Source organism: Actinomadura luteofluorescens (assembly GCF_013409365.1).
GTDB lineage: Bacteria > Actinomycetota > Actinomycetes > Streptosporangiales > Streptosporangiaceae > Spirillospora > Spirillospora luteofluorescens.
Genome location: NZ_JACCBA010000001.1, coordinates 9,445,859 through 9,463,602, shown reverse-complemented (window position 1 = coordinate 9,463,602; position 17,744 = coordinate 9,445,859). Strand labels below are relative to the sequence as shown.

At 74.2% G+C, this 17,744-nt stretch carries 20 protein-coding genes; 15 read left to right on the top strand and 5 right to left on the bottom strand.

Annotated elements, in window-relative coordinates:
• Positions 1-55: 55 nt before the first annotated feature.
• The gene (locus BJY14_RS43530; protein WP_312879755.1) at positions 56-1,216 is read left to right on the top strand and encodes a sensor histidine kinase; all 1,161 of its coding nucleotides are present in this window, start codon (positions 56-58) and stop codon (positions 1,214-1,216) included.
• Positions 1,204-1,866, top strand: coding sequence for a response regulator transcription factor (locus tag BJY14_RS43525; protein ID WP_179848944.1), 663 nt, complete (start codon positions 1,204-1,206; stop codon positions 1,864-1,866). The genes BJY14_RS43530 and BJY14_RS43525 overlap by 13 nt, the downstream gene beginning before the upstream one ends.
• 31 nt (positions 1,867-1,897) lie before the next feature.
• Here BJY14_RS43525 and BJY14_RS43520 read toward each other — a convergent pair whose 3' ends face one another.
• Entirely contained in the window at positions 1,898-3,055 is a 1,158-nt protein-coding gene (locus tag BJY14_RS43520) for a serine hydrolase domain-containing protein (protein ID WP_179848943.1), read from the bottom strand.
• Between the two features lie 217 nt (positions 3,056-3,272).
• Between BJY14_RS43520 and BJY14_RS43515 the strand changes: the two genes are divergently transcribed.
• The gene (locus tag BJY14_RS43515; RefSeq protein WP_179848942.1) at positions 3,273-3,863 is read left to right on the top strand and encodes a TetR/AcrR family transcriptional regulator; all 591 of its coding nucleotides are present in this window, start codon (positions 3,273-3,275) and stop codon (positions 3,861-3,863) included.
• 21 nt (positions 3,864-3,884) lie between these two features.
• Positions 3,885-4,439, top strand: a complete 555-nt coding sequence (locus BJY14_RS43510) for a carboxymuconolactone decarboxylase family protein (RefSeq protein WP_179848941.1) — start codon at positions 3,885-3,887, stop codon at positions 4,437-4,439.
• A 7-nt stretch (positions 4,440-4,446) separates the two neighbouring features.
• Here BJY14_RS43510 and BJY14_RS43505 read toward each other — a convergent pair whose 3' ends face one another.
• The gene (locus BJY14_RS43505; RefSeq protein ID WP_179848940.1) at positions 4,447-5,994 is read right to left on the bottom strand and encodes an MFS transporter; all 1,548 of its coding nucleotides are present in this window, start codon (positions 5,992-5,994) and stop codon (positions 4,447-4,449) included.
• Positions 5,995-6,176: 182 nt separating this feature from the next.
• Here BJY14_RS43505 and BJY14_RS43500 point away from each other — a divergent pair, with 182 nt between their 5' ends.
• Positions 6,177-6,587, top strand: a complete 411-nt coding sequence (locus BJY14_RS43500) for a YciI family protein (RefSeq protein ID WP_246397857.1) — start codon at positions 6,177-6,179, stop codon at positions 6,585-6,587.
• A 39-nt stretch (positions 6,588-6,626) separates the two neighbouring features.
• Here the strand turns inward: BJY14_RS43500 and BJY14_RS43495 are convergent, their stop codons facing one another.
• Entirely contained in the window at positions 6,627-7,079 is a 453-nt protein-coding gene (locus tag BJY14_RS43495; protein ID WP_179848938.1) for a MarR family transcriptional regulator, read from the bottom strand.
• A 107-nt stretch (positions 7,080-7,186) separates the two neighbouring features.
• Here BJY14_RS43495 and BJY14_RS43490 point away from each other — a divergent pair, with 107 nt between their 5' ends.
• Positions 7,187-8,038 (top strand): alpha/beta fold hydrolase, encoded by an 852-nt coding sequence (locus BJY14_RS43490; protein WP_179848937.1) that lies wholly within the window; start codon positions 7,187-7,189, stop codon positions 8,036-8,038.
• A gap of 42 nt (positions 8,039-8,080) precedes the next feature.
• Here BJY14_RS43490 and BJY14_RS43485 read toward each other — a convergent pair whose 3' ends face one another.
• Positions 8,081-8,698, bottom strand: a complete 618-nt coding sequence (locus BJY14_RS43485) for a TetR/AcrR family transcriptional regulator (RefSeq protein ID WP_312879754.1) — start codon at positions 8,696-8,698, stop codon at positions 8,081-8,083.
• 116 nt (positions 8,699-8,814) lie between these two features.
• Between BJY14_RS43485 and BJY14_RS43480 the strand changes: the two genes are divergently transcribed.
• The 8 genes from BJY14_RS43480 (at position 8,815) to BJY14_RS43445 (ending at position 15,836) form a co-directional block, all read left to right on the top strand.
• Positions 8,815-9,705 (top strand): Vgb family protein, encoded by an 891-nt coding sequence (locus BJY14_RS43480; RefSeq protein WP_179848936.1) that lies wholly within the window; start codon positions 8,815-8,817, stop codon positions 9,703-9,705.
• A gap of 69 nt (positions 9,706-9,774) precedes the next feature.
• Complete coding sequence (locus BJY14_RS43475; RefSeq protein WP_246396334.1) at positions 9,775-11,169, top strand: MFS transporter; 1,395 nt, start codon at positions 9,775-9,777, stop codon at positions 11,167-11,169.
• Between the two features lie 51 nt (positions 11,170-11,220).
• Positions 11,221-12,006 (top strand): RNA ligase family protein, encoded by a 786-nt coding sequence (locus tag BJY14_RS43470; protein ID WP_179848935.1) that lies wholly within the window; start codon positions 11,221-11,223, stop codon positions 12,004-12,006.
• On the top strand, positions 11,993-13,117 hold the full coding sequence (locus BJY14_RS43465; protein WP_179848934.1) for an AAA family ATPase: 1,125 nt from the start codon (positions 11,993-11,995) through the stop codon (positions 13,115-13,117). Before BJY14_RS43470 ends, BJY14_RS43465 begins: the two co-directional genes overlap by 14 nt.
• Positions 13,118-13,250: 133 nt before the next feature.
• A complete protein-coding gene (locus BJY14_RS43460) occupies positions 13,251-13,739 on the top strand; it encodes a phage holin family protein (RefSeq protein ID WP_179848933.1) in 489 nt (162 codons plus the stop codon).
• Positions 13,736-14,173: a DUF3618 domain-containing protein gene (locus BJY14_RS44730; RefSeq protein ID WP_218905859.1), complete on the top strand. Its 438-nt coding sequence runs from the start codon at positions 13,736-13,738 to the stop codon at positions 14,171-14,173. Before BJY14_RS43460 ends, BJY14_RS44730 begins: the two co-directional genes overlap by 4 nt.
• A 19-nt stretch (positions 14,174-14,192) precedes the next feature.
• Positions 14,193-15,194, top strand: a complete 1,002-nt coding sequence (locus BJY14_RS43450; RefSeq protein WP_179848932.1) for a YihY/virulence factor BrkB family protein — start codon at positions 14,193-14,195, stop codon at positions 15,192-15,194.
• A 75-nt stretch (positions 15,195-15,269) separates the two neighbouring features.
• Complete coding sequence (locus BJY14_RS43445) at positions 15,270-15,836, top strand: GNAT family N-acetyltransferase (RefSeq protein WP_179848931.1); 567 nt, start codon at positions 15,270-15,272, stop codon at positions 15,834-15,836.
• Between the two features lie 18 nt (positions 15,837-15,854).
• Here the strand turns inward: BJY14_RS43445 and BJY14_RS43440 are convergent, their stop codons facing one another.
• Positions 15,855-16,817, bottom strand: a complete 963-nt coding sequence (locus BJY14_RS43440) for a helix-turn-helix transcriptional regulator (RefSeq protein ID WP_312879753.1) — start codon at positions 16,815-16,817, stop codon at positions 15,855-15,857.
• A gap of 81 nt (positions 16,818-16,898) precedes the next feature.
• Here BJY14_RS43440 and BJY14_RS43435 point away from each other — a divergent pair, with 81 nt between their 5' ends.
• A complete protein-coding gene (locus BJY14_RS43435) occupies positions 16,899-17,663 on the top strand; it encodes an alpha/beta fold hydrolase (RefSeq protein WP_179848930.1) in 765 nt (254 codons plus the stop codon).
• The last annotated feature ends 81 nt before the right edge of the window (positions 17,664-17,744 follow it).

Below are 17,744 nucleotides of genomic sequence, written 5' to 3'. Positions count from 1 at the left end.
GGGCACCGACTTTGGTCGGTGTCGGCACCGAGGCCGCTGCGGCTAGCCTCGGCCCGTGAGCGAGACGTTCGACCAGGCGAGAGACGATGCCCGGCGCATGCGGTGGTGGGCGGCCGGCGTCGCCGCGACGGCCGGCGCGCTCGGCGGGCTCACACTGTGGGGCCGTTTCAGCGCGGACGTGGGCGGCACCGTCCTGGCGCTGGACGTCGCGGTCGCCCTGCTGAGCTGGCTGCTGTCGCCGCTGCTGCTCTGGCGGCCGGTGGGCGTCACCCTGGCCCTGACCGTGCTGGGGGCGCTGTCCCCCACCGCCACCCCGGCGGCCAGCATCGGCGTGTTGCAGGTCGCGCAGCGTCGCCCGTTCCGGGTGGCGGCACTGGTCTGCGCGGTCGGGGTCGCGTCGCACGTCGTGCAGGGGCTGTGGCAGCCGAACCGGGGGATCTCCTTCGGCTGGTGGCTGCTGCTCATCACCCTCGGCTACGGCGCGATGGTCGGCTGGGGCGCGCTGGCGCGGGCGCGCCGGGAACTGCTGTGGTCGCTGCGCGAGCGGGCCCGCCGCGCCGAGGCGGAGCAGGGACGCCGGATCGCCGAGGCCCGCATGGCCGAGCGGACCCGCATCGCCCGGGAGATGCACGACGTGCTCGCCCACCGGCTGTCGCTGCTGGCGACCTACGCGGGCGCGCTGGAGTACCGGCCGGACGCGCCGCCCGAGAAGCTGTCGCACGCCGCCGGGGTGATCCGCGCCGGGGTGCACCAGGCGCTCGACGAGCTGCGCGAGGTGATCCTGCTGCTGCGCGCCGAGGACACCGATGAGGAGGACCGGCCCCAGCCCGTGCTGCAGGACGTGCCCCGGCTGGTGGAGGAGTCCCGCGACGCGGGCGGGCAGGTGGAGCTGCGTGACGAGACGGTCGGCGCGTCCGCGCTTCCGGCGGCGGCCGGGCGCACCGCGTACCGGGTCGTGCAGGAGGGGCTGACCAACGCCCGCAAGCACGCCGTGGGACGTCCCGTCCGGGTCGTGCTGGAGGGCCGGCCGGGGGCCCGGCTCGTGGTCGACATCCGCAACCCGCTGCCCGAGGGCGGCGCGGAGCCGCTCGCGCCCGGCAGCGGCACGGGACTGGTGGGGCTGACCGAGAGGGTGCGGCTGGCGGGCGGGCGGCTCGACCACCAGGCCGCAGAGGGCGAGTTCCGGCTGCGCGCCTGGCTACCATGGCCCGCGTGACCCGCCCCCTGCGCGTTCTGATCGTGGACGACGACGCCCTCGTCCGAGCCGGGCTGTCGATGATGCTGGACGGGACGGGCGGCATCACCGTGGCGGGCGAGGCCGCCGACGGCGACGAGGTGCCCGCCGCCGCCGACGCGCACTCCCCCGACGTCGTGCTGATGGACCTGCGGATGCCGCGCGTGGACGGCATCACCGCGACCCGCAGGCTGCGGGCCCGGCCGAACCCGCCGGAGGTCGTCGTGCTGACGACCTTCGACTCCGACGAGAACATCCTGCACGCGCTGCGCGCGGGCGCCAGCGGGTTCCTGCTGAAGGACACCCCGCCCGACCAGATCGTCCACGCCGTCCGGCAGGTCGCCGCCGGCGACCCGATCCTGTCGCCGCGCATCACCCGCCGCCTCATGGACCGCGCGGCGGTGGAGGCCGGCGCCTACCAGCGCGCCCGCGCGGCGCTCGCCCGGCTGAGCCCCCGCGAGAACGAGGTCGTCCTGGCGATCGCGCGCGGGTGTTCCAACGCCGACATCGCCGCCGAGCTGTTCATGAGCGTGGCCACGGTCAAGGCGCACGTGTCCAGCGTCCTGACCAAGCTCGACCTGGACAACCGCACCCAGATCGCGCTGCTGGCCCACGACGCGGGCCTCGCCTGAACGTCCCGGCGCGGGGTGCCCGGAGCGGCCGCTACGAGGACGGGCAGAAGACCGTCTCCACGGCCCTGCCCGCGTCGACCTCCACGGCGCTGGGCTTGACGCTCAGGGTGAACGACATCGCGAACTGGCGGCGGCCGTCCGCCGAGTAGAAGGTCATGGCGATGGAGCCTGGGGCCAGCCCGCCCGTGATGTAGAAATCGTCGCTGCAACCGCTGCGGCTCTTGCCCTGGGTGCGCGAATCACTGGGCAGCCGGTCGGTCAGGACCCGCTGGAGCTCCGGCGGCAGCAGTTTGCCCTGGGCGAAGGCCCGTTGGAAGGCGCTGACGTCGTGCGCGGTGGAGACCACCCCTCCGGCCCCGCCGGTGTAGCCGGCGTTGAACCGGTCCACGTCGCGCGGCGTGCCGCCGGCGTCGGGGTAGTACCCGTGTCCGTGCGGCCCCTTGACGCCGTCCGGCGGCTCGACCATGAGGTAGCTCTTGGTCATCCCGAGGGGGCCGAACAGGCGCTCGTGCAGCTCGGTGGCCAGGTCGTGACCGGTCAGCCGCTCGATGATCAAGCCGAGGAGGGTGTAGTTGGTGTTGGAGTAGGTCCATTTCTCGCCCGGCTCGCCGGTCCGCGGCCGGCCGCGGCTCCACTTCACCAGATCGAGCGGCTGGTAGCGGGTCGTGAAGTCGAACACGTCGAACGAGGGGTCGTCTCCCTCGCTCCCGTCCGGGTTCGGCTTGCCGGCGTACCAGTCGGGGATCCCGGAGGTGTGCCGGAGCATCTGCCGTACCGTGACCTCGTCGGCCCGCTCCACCAGGTCCTTCTCCACCACCACGGGCAGCAGGTCGCCGAGCTTGTCGTCCACGCCCAACCGGCCCTCCTCGACCAGTTGCAGCACTGCGACGGCCACCATCTGCTTGGTCTGCGACCAGATCCGGAAGCGGGCGTCCGCGGGTATCCTCCCGCCCTGGCCGTCCAGCAGCCGGGAGCCCGCGCTGGCCGTCCCGACGGGCCTGCCGTCGACGTAGGCCCCGCCGACGACCCCCACGACCCCGGGAGTCCTGGCCAGTTCCTCCATCGCCTTCTGCACGTTCCCGACCCGGGCCGGGGCGGCGGTGGCAGGTGCGGCCTGCGCCGCCATCGTCATGGCGACGCCTGCGGCGAGACCGGCCCTCAGCAGCGGGCGAACGTTCCTGTGTGACACCAAGCGCTCCATTTCCTGATCACCTTCCGCGGCCGGGCGCTAAGCGCCCGGCACGGGACCGCTGTGGTCCATGGGTCCAGCGAAGACGAGGGTCTGTTGCGGTGGCGTATGCGCTTTCCGATACGCCCGCGATAACAGGACCGTCGCCCCCCTCTTGCGCGCCTCGGGGCCGCGTGCCAATCTTGGAACGATCATTCCAAGTTGGGGAGGCGGGGCGATGCCGGACGTCAAGCACTTCGATCCCGACGCCGTCCTGGACCGGGCGGTGCGCCTGTTCTGGCGGCGCGGCGGCGCCGCCGGGATCGCCGAGGTGGTGGCCGAGACCGGGCTCAGCCGGTCCAGCCTGTACGCGACGTTCGGCGGCAAGCGGGACCTGTACGTGGCGGCGCTGCGCCGCTACGCCGACCGGTGGTCGCGCCCGGTGTTCGACCGGCTCGCCGCCGACGGGCGGGGCTTGCCAGGCATCGCCGCGTTCTTCGACGGGCTCGTCACCGCGCGGTGCTCCGGCGAGTACGCCCGCTGGGGCTGCTTGGTGTCCAACGCCCACGCCGCACAGGACGGGAGCGACGCCGACGAGCGGGAGGTGCTCGACGCCCACCACGAGGCGCTGTGCACCGCCATGCGCACCGCCCTTCTCGCCGCCCGCGAGCACGGGCAGCTGCGCGCTGACGTGGACGTGCGCTCTTCCGCGCAGATGCTGGCGCTACTGGCCTACGGGGTGAACCTGCGCTCTCGCGCGGGCGCCGACCCGGGCGAGCTGGCGGGCACGGTGGAAGCCGCCCTGCGCTCCCTCTCCCCGCTCCCCTGACGACCCGTTGAGGAGATGACGATGGCCGAGTTCACCGTGTACGACGAGACCGACGCCCCCGCTGACGCGCGCCCGCAACTGGAGGCCGCCAAGAAGCGGATGGGGTTCGTCACCACGCTCAACGGCGTGATGGCCGAGTCGCCGGAACTGCTCGCCGGCTACAACGCCCTGTCGGAGCAGTTCAACAAGTCGTCGCTGCCGGGCCACGCCAAGCACGCCGTGCTGATCACGGCCAGCGTGCTGAACGGCTGCGAGTACTGCGTGGCCGCGCACTCCACCGTGGCGCTGCGGGCCCGCGTCCCCGCCGAGGTCGTGGAGGCGCTGCGCGCGGGGCGTCCCTTGGACGACCCCGCGCTGGAGGCCGTCCGCCGCCTCACCGGCGCCATGGTCACCCAGCGCGGCTGGGTGGACGACGCGGAGGTCGAGGCGTTCCTCGCCGCCGGCCACACCCGCCGCCACGTCCTGGACGTGGTCCTCGGCGTCGGCATGAAGACCCTGTCCAACTACACCAACCACATCGCCCACACGCCGCTCGACCCGGCGTGGAAGGAGCAGGAGTGGACGGCTCCCTCCTGACGCCCCCTCACACCCCGGCGGGCCGGGCCTCGGCTTCCGAGGCCGGCGCGGGCTGCGGGGCCGCGCCCCGCCGCGCCGACGCCGCCACGAGGACGGCGAGCACGGCGAAGATCGCGGCGGCGATGGCGCCGGTGACGTGCAGGCCCGCGGTGAACGCGGCGCGGGCGCCGTCCAGCAGCTCCCCGGCCCGCGCGGGCGGCAGGTGGCCGGCGTCGGCGACGGCGCCGGCCAGGGTGCGGGCCGCGGCCCCGCCGACGTGGTCCATCCGGGCCTGGTAGACGGAGGCGCCGATCACGCCGATGACCGCCAGGCCCAGCGATCCGCCGAGGTAGTTGCCGGTCTCCGACATCGACGCCGCCGAGCCCGCGCGTTCGGGCGGGACGGACCCGACCACCAGACCGGTTCCCAGCGCGAACAGCGGGCCGGTGCCGAGGGCCAGGACGGTGATGCCGGCGATGACGGGCACGAGCCCGTCCGACGCCAGGAGCGGGAGGCAGCCCGCCGCCGAGAGCGAGAGTCCGGAAGCGATCGCGGTGGCGGGGCGGACCCGCTTGGCCAGCGCGGGCGCGGCCATCGTCCCGGCTGCGACGCCCAGCCCCATCGGAGCGAACAGCACGGCCGAGGCGAGCGGCGAGTGCCCCAGCACGTCCTGCAGGTACTGGGTCACCATCAGGCCCGTCCCCGCCATGGCGACGCCCGCGAAGACCAGCGAGATCAGGACGGCGCTGAGCGGGCGGCTGCGCAGCAGCCGCAGGTCCAGCAGCGGGTGGTCGAGCGCGAGCTGGCGCCGGACGAACACGGCGCCGACCAGCGCCCCGCCGACGAGCGCCGCGGCCGGGGCGGCCACGCCGTGGCCGTCGGCGAGCGTCAGCTGCTTCATCCCGTACACCATCGGCAGGACGGCGCCCAGGGAGAGCGCGACGCTGAGCGGGTCGATCCGCCGTCCGGCCGACCGGTCCCGGAACTCCGGCAGCAGGACCGGGCCGGCCGCCAGCAGCAGCGCCATGACCGGGACGGCGACCAGGAACACCGATCCCCACCAGAAGCGCTGGAGCAGGAGCCCGGCCAGCACCGGGCCGAACGCGCCGCCCGCGAACTGGCAGGTGGCCCAGATCGCGATGGCCTTCCCGCGCTCGCGCTCGTCGCGGAAGATGTTGATGATGAGCGCCAGCGTCGAGGGCATCAGCGTGGCCCCCGCCACGCCCAGCAGGGCCCGGGCGGCGATCAGCGTCCCCGGGTCGGGGGCGTAGGCGGCGACGGCCGACAGGACGGCGAACGCGGCCGCGCCGGTGAGCAGCAGGCGGCGGCGGCCGATCCGGTCGCCGAGCGTCCCCATGGTGATCACGAATCCGGCGACCATGAACCCGTAGGCGTCGCTGATCCACAGCTGCTCGGTGCCGCTCGCTCCCAGGTCGGTGCTCAGCTGCGGCAGCGCGAGCAGCAGCGCCGTCATGTCCATGGCCATCAGCAGCGACGGCAGCGCCAGGACGGCCAGTGCGAGCCACCCGCGCGTCCCGGCGCGGACGCTCCCGGCGCCCTGCCCTTCGTGCTCCATATCCGTACTCCCCTTCGGGTCGGCTCACGTGTCACGGGGTGGTCGGAGCGGGCGCGCGGTTCTCGACATGGAGCCGCGAGAAAAAGGGGAGGGGTGTCGAAAGCGGCCTGAGCGGCTCCGGCGCCTCGCGCGCGAGGCGCCGACCGGGGCGCTTGGCCGGAGGGGAGACCACCGTGAAGTACATGCTCATGCTGTACGCGTCACAGCGGGACTACGACGAGATGGCGGGCAAGGTGCCCGGGGGCGAGGCCGTCTGGTCCGCCGGGGAGCTGGCCGAGATGCAGGCGTTCATGGAGAAGTTCAACCGGGACCTGGTCGAGTCCGGGGAGTTCGTGGACGCCCAGGGCCTGGCCGCGCCCGTCCACACCCGCCGGTTCCACATGCAGGACGGGGAGCCGGCCGTGACCGACGCCCCCTACCCCGAGACCGCCGAGGTGCTCGCCGGATACACCGTCATCGAGTGCGACGGCTTCGACCGCGCCTCGCAGATCGCGGCGCGGCTCGCGCGGTGCCCAGGACCGCAGGCGGTGCGGGCACGGGCCTACACGGACCTGCGGCCGATCGTCGAGGGGCGCGCCGACCTGGAGGCGTGACCGCGCGGCCGTAGGTCATCGGCGTGATGACGGGGCGTCCTAGCCGCGCAGGCGGGTGATCGACTGCGGGGTCAGGTGCCGGGCCAGCTCCTCCAGGAGGCCGGCGATCTCGGCGACCCGTCGCGGGTCGTCCGTGTCCAGGGCTGCCGCGAGGGCGGCGTCGACGGTGCTCGACCTGACCTCCTCCACCCTGGCCGAGGGCCGGGGCGCGGGGCGGATGCGGACCCGGCGGCGGTCGTCCGGATCGGGTTCGGTGACGACGGCGCCCGTGTCGCGGAGCCGGGCGACGGCCGCCGACACGGCGCTCTGCGGAAGGCCGGTCCGGGTGGCGATCTCTCCGACGGCGCTGCCGGGGTGCGCGCGCACGTCGCTCGCGACGATCAGGACGGTCCGCACGCTGGTGGAGTGCCGGCCGATGCCCTCGGTGGGCAGGGCCTCCTCGCCGATCTTCATCAGCGTCCGTCCCAGCAGGAAGAGCTCGACTCCGTCCATGCCGCCAAGTTACATCATTTCTGATGCATCAGGCTTGATGTATCAAGTTTGATGCTTTACGGTCGATCTCGCACGGGCCGAAACGCCCCGACCGAGAGGACCCTGCGATGGACACCGCCACGACCCCGGCCCCCACGGCCACGGGCACGCTCCGGACCGACGGCGCCACGCTCTACTACGAGGTGCGCGGCGCCGGCCCGATGCTGCTGATCTCCCAGAGCGGCGAGGGGGACGCCGGGCGCAGCGCGGACCTGGTCGACCGGCTCGTCTCCGACTACACCGTGGTGACCTACGACCGCCGCGGCCTGTCGCGCAGCGTGCTGGACGTCCCCGACCGGGGAGTGAGCCTGGCCGCGCACGCCGACGACGTCCACCGCCTGCTCGCCGAACTGTCGGACGAACCGGTGCTCATGCTGGGGTGCAGCCTGGGCGCCTCCATCGGGTTCCATCTGGCCGTCGACCACCCTGAGCAGATCAGCGTGCTCGTCGCCCACGAGCCCGTCACCCCGCGGCTGCTGCCCGCCGCCCAGCGCGCCCACCACGAGCGGGAGCTGGCGCACGTCCAGCGCGTCCACCGACGCGACGGGCTGGCCGCCACGTTCTCGACGATCGCCGAGGTGCTGGGCATCGACCCTGCCGCCCCCGACGCCGAGCCGGGCCTCACCCGCCACCCCATGACGCCACAGCGGGCGCGCAACTTCGACTTCTTCGTCGAGCACGACTTCACGGCGGTCATCGACGACACCCTCGACGTCTCCGCGCTCACCGAGACCCCGACCCGGATCGTTCCGGCCATAGGGCGCACCACTCCGCGCACCGTCTTCGACAACAAGTGCGCCTTCGCGCTGGCCGACCTGCTAGGCGCGGACCTGCACGAGTTCCCCGGCGGCCACAACGGAAACACCACCCACCCGCGCGCCTACGCCGCCGCTTTGCGCACCGTCCTCAACGCCCCCTGAGCTCGCGACCCGGAACGCGGCCGTCTCGAGTCACGCCGGCCGTCACGAGTCCGGCGCGGCGCTGAGGACGCCGGCGCGGGCGGCGGCCTCCGCGGACGCGGCGGCCCGGTCGGCGGCCTGCTCGTCGACCGGCTCCCCGGTGATGAACAGCCGGTAGTACAGGGGCGCGACGGCGAGCCGGACGGCCTCGGCGGCGTCCGTGTCAGCGGGGACCTCGCCGCGCTCGACGGCACGCCCGACGATGACGGCGGACTGCTCGTGGCGCCGGGCGAAGAACGCGTGCAGGGAGCGGGCGGCGTCGCCGCTCTGCGCCGCGGCCAGCACGAACGCGCGGGCGATCGGTCCCTCGACGGGATCGGCGAATCCGGCCACGACGAGCCGGGCGAGGGCGCGCAGGTCGCCGGCGAGGGTGCCGGTGTCGGGGATCGGCCACGGCTCCGCGGCCGCGATGCCGAGGGCGTCGGCGATGAGGCCGTCGGCGCTGCCCCACCGCCGGTAGACGGTGGTCTTGTGCACTCCGGAGCGGGCCGCGACCCCTTCGACGGTGAGCCCCTGGTAGCCGCGCCCGGACAGCTCGGCGAGGGTCGCCTCGCGGACGGCGTCGCGCACCCGCGCGGTGCGGCCGCCGGGGCGCACGGTCCCGGGCTCGGAGGCGGTCACCGCGCGGTCCCGTGATCCCGGACGGTCTCCATGATCCGATCGTAACGCAACTCAAGTTGCGTTAACTTCGTCCTCGGACGGAAACAGCAATGGAGGGACGAGGGGGGACGACATTCATGCCAGACGGTTCGCACACCACCATCAAGGAGTTCCAGGTGTCCGGCCCGGAGGCGGGGCCGTACAGCGTCGCCGCCGGGCCGGACGGGGCGCTGTGGTGCACGCTCGTCCATGAGGGCCGGATCGCGCGGGTGACGCCGGACGGGGGCGTCACCGTACACGGGCCCGTCCCCGCCCAACCGATGATCATCACGGCGGGGCCGGACGGCGCGCTGTGGTTCACCGCGTTCACCGGCGACGCGATCGGCCGGATCACCACCGCGGGCGAGGTCACGCCGTTCGCCCTGCCCGAAGGGTGGGGCCCGTGCGGGATCGCCGCCGGGCCGGACGGCGCGCTGTGGTTCACCCGCATGCACGCCGGCGGCGTCGGCCGGATCACCGTGGACGGCCAGGTCAGCGCCTATCCGGTGCCGGGAGAGGGCGCGATGCCCTCGATGATCGCGGCGGGTCCGGACGAGGCCCTGTGGTTCACCCTCAACCAGGGCAACGCCATCGGGCGGATCGCGCCGGACGGGGAGGTCTCCGTCCACCCGCTGCCCACCGAGGGCTCCGCGCCGGTCGGCATCGCCGCCGGGCCGGACGGCGCGCTGTGGTTCACCGGCATCGGCGCCGGGCACATCGGGCGGATCACCACCGACGGGAAGGTGACCGAGTTCCCGCTGCCCGATCGGGGCGCCCGCCCGCACGCCATCGTCGCCGGGCCCGGCGGGGACCTGTGGTTCACCGAGTGGGCCACCGCCCACGTCGGCCGCATCAGCCCCGACGGCCGCATCGACGAGCACCCGCTGCCGACGCCCGGCTCCGAGCCGCACGGCATCGCGGTCGGTCCGGACGGCGCCCTGTGGGTGGCCCTGGAGACCGGCGCGCTCGCCCGCGTCGCCGTCGCCTGACCCGCCGCCGCCCTCGGGGACCGGACGGTTCGAGCCGCGCCGAAACGTCCGCGGGCCACCGTGGGCGGCATGGGTTCCCCAACGCACGCGACCGAGGTCCCCGGCACCCGGCGGTCACGCCCCGCGCCCCGGCGCGGGGCGGTGCTCGCGATCCTGTGCGCCGGGATGTTCCTGGTGCTGCTGGACGTGACGATCGTCAACGTCGCGCTCCCCGGCATCGGCCGGGCGCTCGGCACGGGCCTGCCCGGCCTCCAGGGCGTCGTGGACGGCTACGCCGTCACGATCGCGGGCCTGCTGCTGGGCGGCGGCGCGCTCGGGGACAGGATCGGGCACCGCCGGATGACGCTCACCGGGTTCGCGCTGTTCGGGCTGGCGTCGCTGGCCTGCGGGGCCGCGCCCGGCGCCGGCCCGCTCATCGCGGCGCGCGTCGCGCAGGGGGCGGGCGCCGCGCTGCTGCTGCCCGGCGGCCTCGCCCTGATCACCGCGTACTATCCGGGACGCGCCGAGCAGGCACGGGCGCTCGGGGTGTGGGCCGGGATCTCCTCCACGGCGCTGCCGGCCGGGCCGCTGCTGGGCGGGCTGCTGGTCGACACGGTCGGCTGGCGGTGGATCTTCCTGCTGAACGCGCCGATCGCCGCGGCGGCGGTCGGCGGCGTCCGCGCGCTGGTCCGCGAGCCCCGCCGCGCCCGGCCGGGCGCCGCGCCGGACCGGGCGGGGACGGTGCTCGCTCCGCTGACCCTCGGCGGCCTGGTCTGGACGGTCATCGCCGCGGGCCACGGGCACCGGGACGGCGCCGCCGCGGCCGCCGCCCTCACCCTGGCCGCCGGGACGGCGTTCGTCCTGGCGGAGCGGCGCGCGGCCGCGCCGATCCTCCCGGGCGGGCTCCTGCGGGCCCCGGCGTTCCTCGGCGCCGGGGGCATCGCGCTCATCATGAACCTGGTCACCAACGGGGTGCTGTTCGTGGCGACGCTGCGGCTGCAGCAGGCCGGGCACCGTTCCGCGCTGGTCGCCGGGGCGATGCTGCTGCCGATGGCCGTTCCGCTGGCGGTGCTGGCCCCGGTGGGCGGGCGCCTCACCGCCCGGTTCGGGACGCGGGTCCCGCTCGCCGCGGGCGCCGCCGTCGCCGCGGCCGGGTGCCTGTCCCTGCTCGGCGCCGGTCCCGGCGGAGGCTACGCGCCCCTGCTCCCGGCGCTGCTCGGCATCGGGATCGGGGACGGCCTGATCGTCACCGCGGTGGTCGCCGCCGCGATGCGCGCCGTCCCCCCGGCGCACGCCGGGCTGGCCGGCGGGTTCAACAACACCGCCCGGCAGGTCGGGACGGCGCTCGGCGTCGCCGTCTACGGGGCGGTCGCCGGTCCGGCCCCGGGACCGGGGTTCGCCACGGGCCTGCACGTCCTGGCCTGGGCGAGCGTGGCGCTGTGGCTGGCCGCGCTGGCGCTCACCCGCGCCGTCCCGGCCCGCTGACGGACCGAAAACCGGTTGGCAGGACCGGCCGCCCGGCCTTAGAACGGTCGCATGCTGCACAAGTACCCCCGGACCCGGCACATCGCGGGCTCCCGGCTCCAACCGGGCGACCACGATCTGGCCGCCGTGCCGTTCGAGGCGATCGCCGGGCGGTACCTGGTGGTGGAGGAGAAGCTCGACGGCGCCAACTCCGGCATCAGCTTCTCCCCCGAGGGCGAACTGCGGTTGCAGAGCCGCGGCCACTACCTGACCGGCGGGCCGCGCGAGCGGCAGTTCGGTCCGCTGAAGGCGTGGGCGGCGTCGGTCCAGCACGTCCTGCGCGAGCGCCTGCGCGACCGCTACGTCCTGTACGGGGAATGGCTGTACGCCAAGCACACGGTCTTCTACGACGCGCTTCCCCATTACTTCTGCGAGTTCGACGTCCTCGACCAGACCGACGGGACGTTCCTGTCGACCGAGCGGCGCCGCGAGCTGCTCGCCGGGACGCCGGTGGTGTCGGTGCCCGTCCTGCACGAGGGCCCGCTGCCGAATCTGGCCGCGCTGACGAGGCTGGCCGGTCCCTCCACCTGCCGCAGCCCGCGATGGCGGGACGCGCTGCGCGCGGCGGCCGAGGCGGGCGGCGCCGACCCCGGCCGCGTCGCCGCGGAGACCGACGCCTCCGAGGAGATGGAAGGCCTCTACATCAAGGTGGAGGAGGACGGGAAGACTGTGGACCGCTACAAGTGGGTCCGGCCGAGCTTCCTGACCGCGATCCTCGACTCGGGCACCCACTGGCAGGAGCGGCCCATCGTCGCCAACGGCCTGGCCGATCCGGAGGTGCTGTATGCGGGTGTTTGAGGAGTTGTGCCCGGCGCCGCCGCACTGGACCGTCCCGTGGGAGCGGATCCGGGACGCCTTCGCCTGGGTGCGCGACATGGCGAACGTCCCGCAGGACTCCGTCTACCACGGCGAAGGCGACGTCGAGACCCACACCCGGATGGCGTGCGAGGCGCTGGCGGCGCTGCCGCGATGGCGCGAGCGGCCCCCGGAGGAGCGGGTCCGCCTGTTCACCGCCGTGCTGATGCACGACATCGCCAAGCCGCACTGCACCGCCCTGGACGACGACGGGCGCATCACCGCGCGGGGCCACTCCCGCCGCGGCGACCTGATGGTGCGGCGCATCCTGTGGGAACTGGGCGCGCCGGTCGCCTGGCGCGAGCACGTGGCGGCGCTGATCCGCCACCACCAGGTGCCTTTCTGGGCCCTGGAGCGGCCCGACCTGCGGCAGATCGCGTTTCGTGTCAGCCTGCTGGCCCGGAACGACGACCTGGTGCTGCTGGCCTCCGCCGACATCCTCGGCCGGATCTGCCCCGACACCGAGGAACTGCTCGACAACGTCGCCCTGTACGGGGAGTACTGCGCCGAGCAGGACTGCCTGGACGCACCGCGGGCCTTCCCCTCCGACCACGCGCGGTTCTGGTACTTCCGCAAGCCCGACCGCGACCCCGGCTACGCCGCCTACGACGACACGCGCTGCACCGTGACCGTCCTGTCCGGGCTGCCGGGCGTCGGCAAGGACCACTGGATCGCCGCGCACCGCCCGGAGGTGCCCGTCGTGAGCCTCGACCGGCTCCGCGCCGAGATGGGCGTCGACCCGTCCGGCGACCAGCGCGCCGTCGCGGCCGCCGCGTACGAGCTGGCCCGCGACCACCTGCGCGCCGGACGGTCGTTCGTCTGGAACGCCACCAACGTGTCCCGGCAGCAGCGCGAGCTGTGCACCGGCCTCGTCGCCGGGTACCGGGGGCGGGTCGAGGTCGTCGCGCTGGAGGCGCCGCCGCGGGTGCTGCGGGACCGTAACCGGGCGCGCAGCTCGCCCGTCCCGGACGCGGTGATCGACCGGCTGGTGCGCCGGTGGGAGACCCCGGACCCGACCGAGGCGCACCGGGTCCACTGGCTCAGCACGGCCTGAGCCGGCCGGCGGGGGCGCCCGCCGCGGCCGGACCCTTGCTGCTCACCGCGTGTCGGGGCGCCGCCACGTTTAGCCCATGCGCACGGGGAACGCCCTTTTCCAGGTTTCGAAACGTGGAGGGGGGCCTGGAGGCATGAGCATCGTGCGGCAGCAACACGACGGCGACGGCCAGGCCGGAACGACCGGCGTGCACCGGCAGGACGTGGGACACGCGACGGAGTTCCGCGCCGAGCGCCACGAGGCGGGAACGGGCGAGCTGGTGCGGCAGGCCGCGCAGCAGGTGTCGGACCTGATGCGGGCGGAGATGCGCCTGGCCGTCGCCGAGCTGAAGGACAAGGGCCGCCACGCGGGCACCGGCGCCGGCCTGTTCGGCGGCGCGGCGCTGGTCGCGCTCTACGGGGTGGCGGTGCTGCTGGCGGCGGCGGTCGCCGCGATCGCGCTGGCGCTGCCGGTGTGGGCGGCCGCGCTGATCATCGGCGGGTTCCTGCTGGTGGTGGCGGGCGTGCTGGCGCTGATGGGCCGGGCGCAGACCAGGCGGGCCACACCGCCCAAGCCCGAGCAGGCCATGGACGAGGCCAAGCTGGCCGTGGCCGAACTGAAGGAGAGGGCGACGCACCGATGACGATGCAGGGCAAGCACGGCGCCGAGGCGGGCACCGAGGAACTGCGTCAGGAGGTCGACCGGGCCCGGCATGAGCTCGGTGAGACGGTGGAGCAGCTCGCGGCCAAGGCCGACGTGAAGGCCATGGCGCGGCAGAAGGTCGAGCAGGCGCGCGGCAGGGCCCGCGACGCGGCGGTGTCGGCGCGGGAGATGGCGGGGTCGGAGCAGGGCAAGGCGAGGGCGCGCCAGGGCGGCGTGGTCATCGTCTCGGCCGGGGCGCTCGCGCTCGGCGCGGTGTGGCTGCGCCGCCGCCGCACGTCCCGGACCACACCGCGAGACGTGCTGCGGGACGTGTCGCGGATGCGGCGGGGACGCGGCCGCAGGGCGCCGGTGCAGGTGCGGATGCGCACCGGGCAGAAGCGCGCCGTCACGGTACGCCGCACCGGCCGGCGCTGAGTGGCCGGGAAGGACGCGCATGCGCAAGCCCGGAGCGCCCACCGACCTGTCCGCTCGGTCGTGGTGGCAGACGCTCAAACGCACCTTCGGCGAGTTCCAGAAGGACAACCTCTCGGACTGGGCCGCCGCGCTCACCTACTACTCCATCCTGTCGATCTTCCCGGCGATCCTGGTGGTGGTGTCGCTGGTGGGCATGGCCGGCCAGTCGGCCACCGACAGCCTGGTCAAGAACGTCGGGAGTCTGGCGCCGGGCGCGGTCCGGGACCTGCTCGTCAGCTCGATCAGGCAGCTCGAGGGCGGCGCCGGAGGCGCGGGCGTCGTCGCCGTGCTGAGCCTCGCGGCCGCCGTCTGGTCGGCGTCGGGCTACGTCGGGGCGTTCATGCGCGCCTCCAACGCCGTCTACGACGTCCCCGAGGGCCGCCCGTTCTGGAAGACGGTGCCGCTGCGCATCGGGGTCACGCTGCTGACGCTGGTGCTGCTGTCGGGGTCGGTCATCGCGGTGGTGGTGTCCGGGCCGCTGGCGCGCAAGCTCGGCGACACGCTCGGTTTCGGTTCGCAGGCGGTCACCGTCTGGGGCATCGCCAAGTGGCCGATCCTGGTGGTGGTGGTCGGCTTCCTGTTCTCGCTGCTGTACTGGGCCTCCCCCAACGCCAAGCGCGGTTTCCGCTGGGTCTCGCCGGGCAGCGCGCTGGCGATCCTGCTGTGGCTGGCGGCGTCCGGGCTGTTCGCGCTGTACGTGGCGAACTTCGCGTCCTACAACAAGACCTACGGCAGCCTCGCGGGGATCATCATCTTCCTGGTGTGGCTGTGGATCACGAACCTGGCGATCCTGCTGGGCGCCGAGCTGGACGCCGAGCTCGAACGCAGCCGCGCGATCGCCGCCGGGCAGCCCCCCAAGGAGGAGCCGTACGTGGAGTTCCGCGACACCCGCGCCTTCGACGAGGAGGAACGCCGCGAGAACGACGTCGAGAACGACGTCGAGGAGGGCGCCGAGGACGAGCACGGGGCCCATCGGCTGTAGCGGGCGCCGGGACGGAGGGTGCTACCGGGGAATTACGGGTCGCACAAGACCGAATCCCCTGAATAGGATCAACGCATGCTCCGTCCCGCCTACCCGATCGAGACCGAGCGGCTGATCCTGCGGCCGTTTCGCGAAACCGACCTGGAGGGCCTGTACGCCTACCAGTCCCTGCCCGAGGTGGCACGCTTCCTGTACTGGGAACCACGCTCCGTGGAGGAGTCGCGGTCGTTCCTGAAGCAGAAGATGAGCGCGTCCACCGTGGAGAAGGAGGGCGACTGGCTGGTCCTGGCGGTGGAGTGGCGCGAGACCGGTGAGCTGATCGGCGAGGTCAACCTGCAGTGGCGCAGCCGGGAGCACCGGCAGGGCGAGATCGGCTACATCTTCAATCCCGCCTACCACGGCAAGGGGTTCGCCACCGAGGCGGCCGAGGTCGTGCTGCGGCTGGGCTTCGAGGGGCTGGACCTGCACCGCGTCTGCGGGCGGCTGGACGGCCGCAACGCCGCGTCCGCCCGCGTCCTGGAGCGGCTCGGGATGCGCCGTGAGGCGCACCTGGTGCAGAACGAGATCGTCAAGGGCGAGTGGAGCGACGAGGTCGTCTACGCGATGCTCCGCCGCGAGTGGGACGCCCGCGCCGAGTCCTGAGCGACGCCCGGCCGGCGGTCACCGCCCGGCCTGCTCTTGCAGGGCCTGCGCCAGTTCGCGGACGTGGTCGCGCAGCTCGTCGGGCCGCCGGATGACGAACGGGAAACCCAGGCCCGCCAGCATCCGCGCCATGCCGTCCAGGCGTTCGGCGCGCGTGGTCATCACCACTCCCCCGGCGGCCTCGGCCAGCGTCGCCGTCGTGGCGGGGATCCGGCGCCGCGCCTCGGCGAGATCGGTCTCCAGCAGCACCTCCACTTCGTGGGCGTAGGGCACCCGCGCCAGCGACAGGGTGACGTGCTGGACGGGGTCGACGTCATCGGGCGGCTCGAAGCGGGCGGTGCCGGGTTCGGCCGCGGCGACGCGGTCGACGCGGAACGTGCGGATCTCCCCGCTGCGGTGGTCGTGGCCGGTGACGTACCAGCGGCCGGAGTGGAAGACCAGGCCGTAGGGGTCCAGATCCCGCTCGGTCTCGGCGCCCTGCCAGGACCGGTAGCGCATCCGGACGCGGCGCCTCTGCCTCGCCGCCGCGGCGAGGGTCAGGACGGCGCCGGTGTCGGGCGCGGCGGAGTCCCGGGCGGCGAGGGTGAACCCGAGCGTGTCCCGCAGTGCCTGGACGCGGTCGCGCAGGACCGAGGGCAGGACGCGCTGCACCTTGGCCAGCGCGCTCTCGGTGGCCTGCCCGGGCAGCCCCAGCCGCCGTCCGGCCAGCAGCCCGAGCACCACGGCGGTGGCCTCGTCGTCGGTGAGCATGAGCGGCGGCAGCTTGTAGCCGGGCATGAGCCGGTAGCCGCCGTACCGGCCGCGTTCGGCGACGACGGGGACGCCGAGATCGTCCAGGCGGGCGGCGTAGCGGCGGACGGTCCGCTCGTCCACGCCGAGCCGCCGCGCCAGTTCCGCCCCGCCCATGCGCGGGTTGGCCTGCAGCAGCTCCAGCATGGCCAGGACGCGGGTAGTCGGATGGGACGGCGCGGGGTGTGGCACGGGTCACTCGCTTAATCCGGGCGGTTCTTGTCCGGTATCGACCCTAGCGTGGGATCACATCCACCGAGAGGACGGCTGAACATGGCAGCTGGCAAGGCGACGTTCGTACTGGTCCCGGGGCACTGGCTCGGCGCCTGGGCGTGGGACGAGGTGGCGGCGGACCTGCGGGCCGCGGGCCACGAGGTGCGCGCGGTGACGCCGGCCGGGCAGGCCGAGCGGGCCGACGAAGCCGCCCCCGGCACCGACGTCGACGGGCAGGCCGACGACCTGGTGCGGCTCATCGAGGACGACGACCTGACCGGGGTCGTGCTCGTCGCGCACAGCGGCGCGAACATGGCGGTCACCGGCGCCGCCGACCGGATCCCCGAGCGCATCGCCCGGATCGTCTACGTCGACACCGGCCCCATGCCGTCAGGGCTGGCCGGCATCGACTTCCACGATCCCGCCTCGCGCGCGGAACTGGAGAAGGCCGTCGACGAGCACGGCGACGGCTGGAGGCTCCCGGTGCCGGCGTTCGACCCGGATCAGGATCCGGCCAACCTCGCGGGCCTGACCGGCGAGCACCTGGCCGCGATGCGCGAGCGCGGGACGCCCCAGCCGTTCGGCACCGTGACGCAGGCGCTCACCCGCCCCGACCCGGTGCCGGCCACGCCCCGCACGCTCATCGCCTCCACGATCCCGCTGGCCGCGGTGAAGCAGATGGGCGAGAGCGGCCACCCGGTCTTCTCGATGATGACCGGGCCCGGCTGGACCTACCACGAGCTGCCGACCGGGCACTGGCCGATGCTCTCCCGGCCCCGCGATCTGGCCGCGCTGCTGGCCGAGGCCGCCGCCGGCGGGGCCTGAGAATCACTCACTTCTCCACAGCGGCGCGGAGAAATCTTGTCAGCCGCCCACGTAGATCATTTCGCCGGAGGCGAGGACACT

Excerpts from the sequence above, each read along its gene's own strand:
- BJY14_RS43525 (WP_179848944.1), top strand. The coding sequence starts at position 1,204 with ATGGCCCGCGTGACCCGCCCCCTGCGCGTTCTGATCGTGGACGACGAC.
- BJY14_RS43515 (WP_179848942.1), top strand. The coding sequence starts at position 3,273 with ATGCCGGACGTCAAGCACTTCGATCCCGACGCCGTCCTGGACCGGGCG.
- BJY14_RS43510 (WP_179848941.1), top strand. The coding sequence starts at position 3,885 with ATGGCCGAGTTCACCGTGTACGACGAGACCGACGCCCCCGCTGACGCG.
- BJY14_RS43505 (WP_179848940.1), bottom strand. The coding sequence starts at position 5,994 with ATGGAGCACGAAGGGCAGGGCGCCGGGAGCGTCCGCGCCGGGACGCGC.
- BJY14_RS43500 (WP_246397857.1), top strand. The coding sequence starts at position 6,177 with ATGCTCATGCTGTACGCGTCACAGCGGGACTACGACGAGATGGCGGGC.
- BJY14_RS43495 (WP_179848938.1), bottom strand. The coding sequence starts at position 7,079 with ATGGACGGAGTCGAGCTCTTCCTGCTGGGACGGACGCTGATGAAGATC.
- BJY14_RS43490 (WP_179848937.1), top strand. The coding sequence starts at position 7,187 with ATGGACACCGCCACGACCCCGGCCCCCACGGCCACGGGCACGCTCCGG.
- BJY14_RS43480 (WP_179848936.1), top strand. The coding sequence starts at position 8,815 with ATGCCAGACGGTTCGCACACCACCATCAAGGAGTTCCAGGTGTCCGGC.
- BJY14_RS43475 (WP_246396334.1), top strand. The coding sequence starts at position 9,775 with ATGGGTTCCCCAACGCACGCGACCGAGGTCCCCGGCACCCGGCGGTCA.
- BJY14_RS43470 (WP_179848935.1), top strand. The coding sequence starts at position 11,221 with ATGCTGCACAAGTACCCCCGGACCCGGCACATCGCGGGCTCCCGGCTC.
- BJY14_RS43465 (WP_179848934.1), top strand. The coding sequence starts at position 11,993 with ATGCGGGTGTTTGAGGAGTTGTGCCCGGCGCCGCCGCACTGGACCGTC.
- BJY14_RS43460 (WP_179848933.1), top strand. The coding sequence starts at position 13,251 with ATGAGCATCGTGCGGCAGCAACACGACGGCGACGGCCAGGCCGGAACG.
- BJY14_RS44730 (WP_218905859.1), top strand. The coding sequence starts at position 13,736 with ATGACGATGCAGGGCAAGCACGGCGCCGAGGCGGGCACCGAGGAACTG.
- BJY14_RS43450 (WP_179848932.1), top strand. The coding sequence starts at position 14,193 with ATGCGCAAGCCCGGAGCGCCCACCGACCTGTCCGCTCGGTCGTGGTGG.
- BJY14_RS43445 (WP_179848931.1), top strand. The coding sequence starts at position 15,270 with ATGCTCCGTCCCGCCTACCCGATCGAGACCGAGCGGCTGATCCTGCGG.
- BJY14_RS43435 (WP_179848930.1), top strand. The coding sequence starts at position 16,899 with ATGGCAGCTGGCAAGGCGACGTTCGTACTGGTCCCGGGGCACTGGCTC.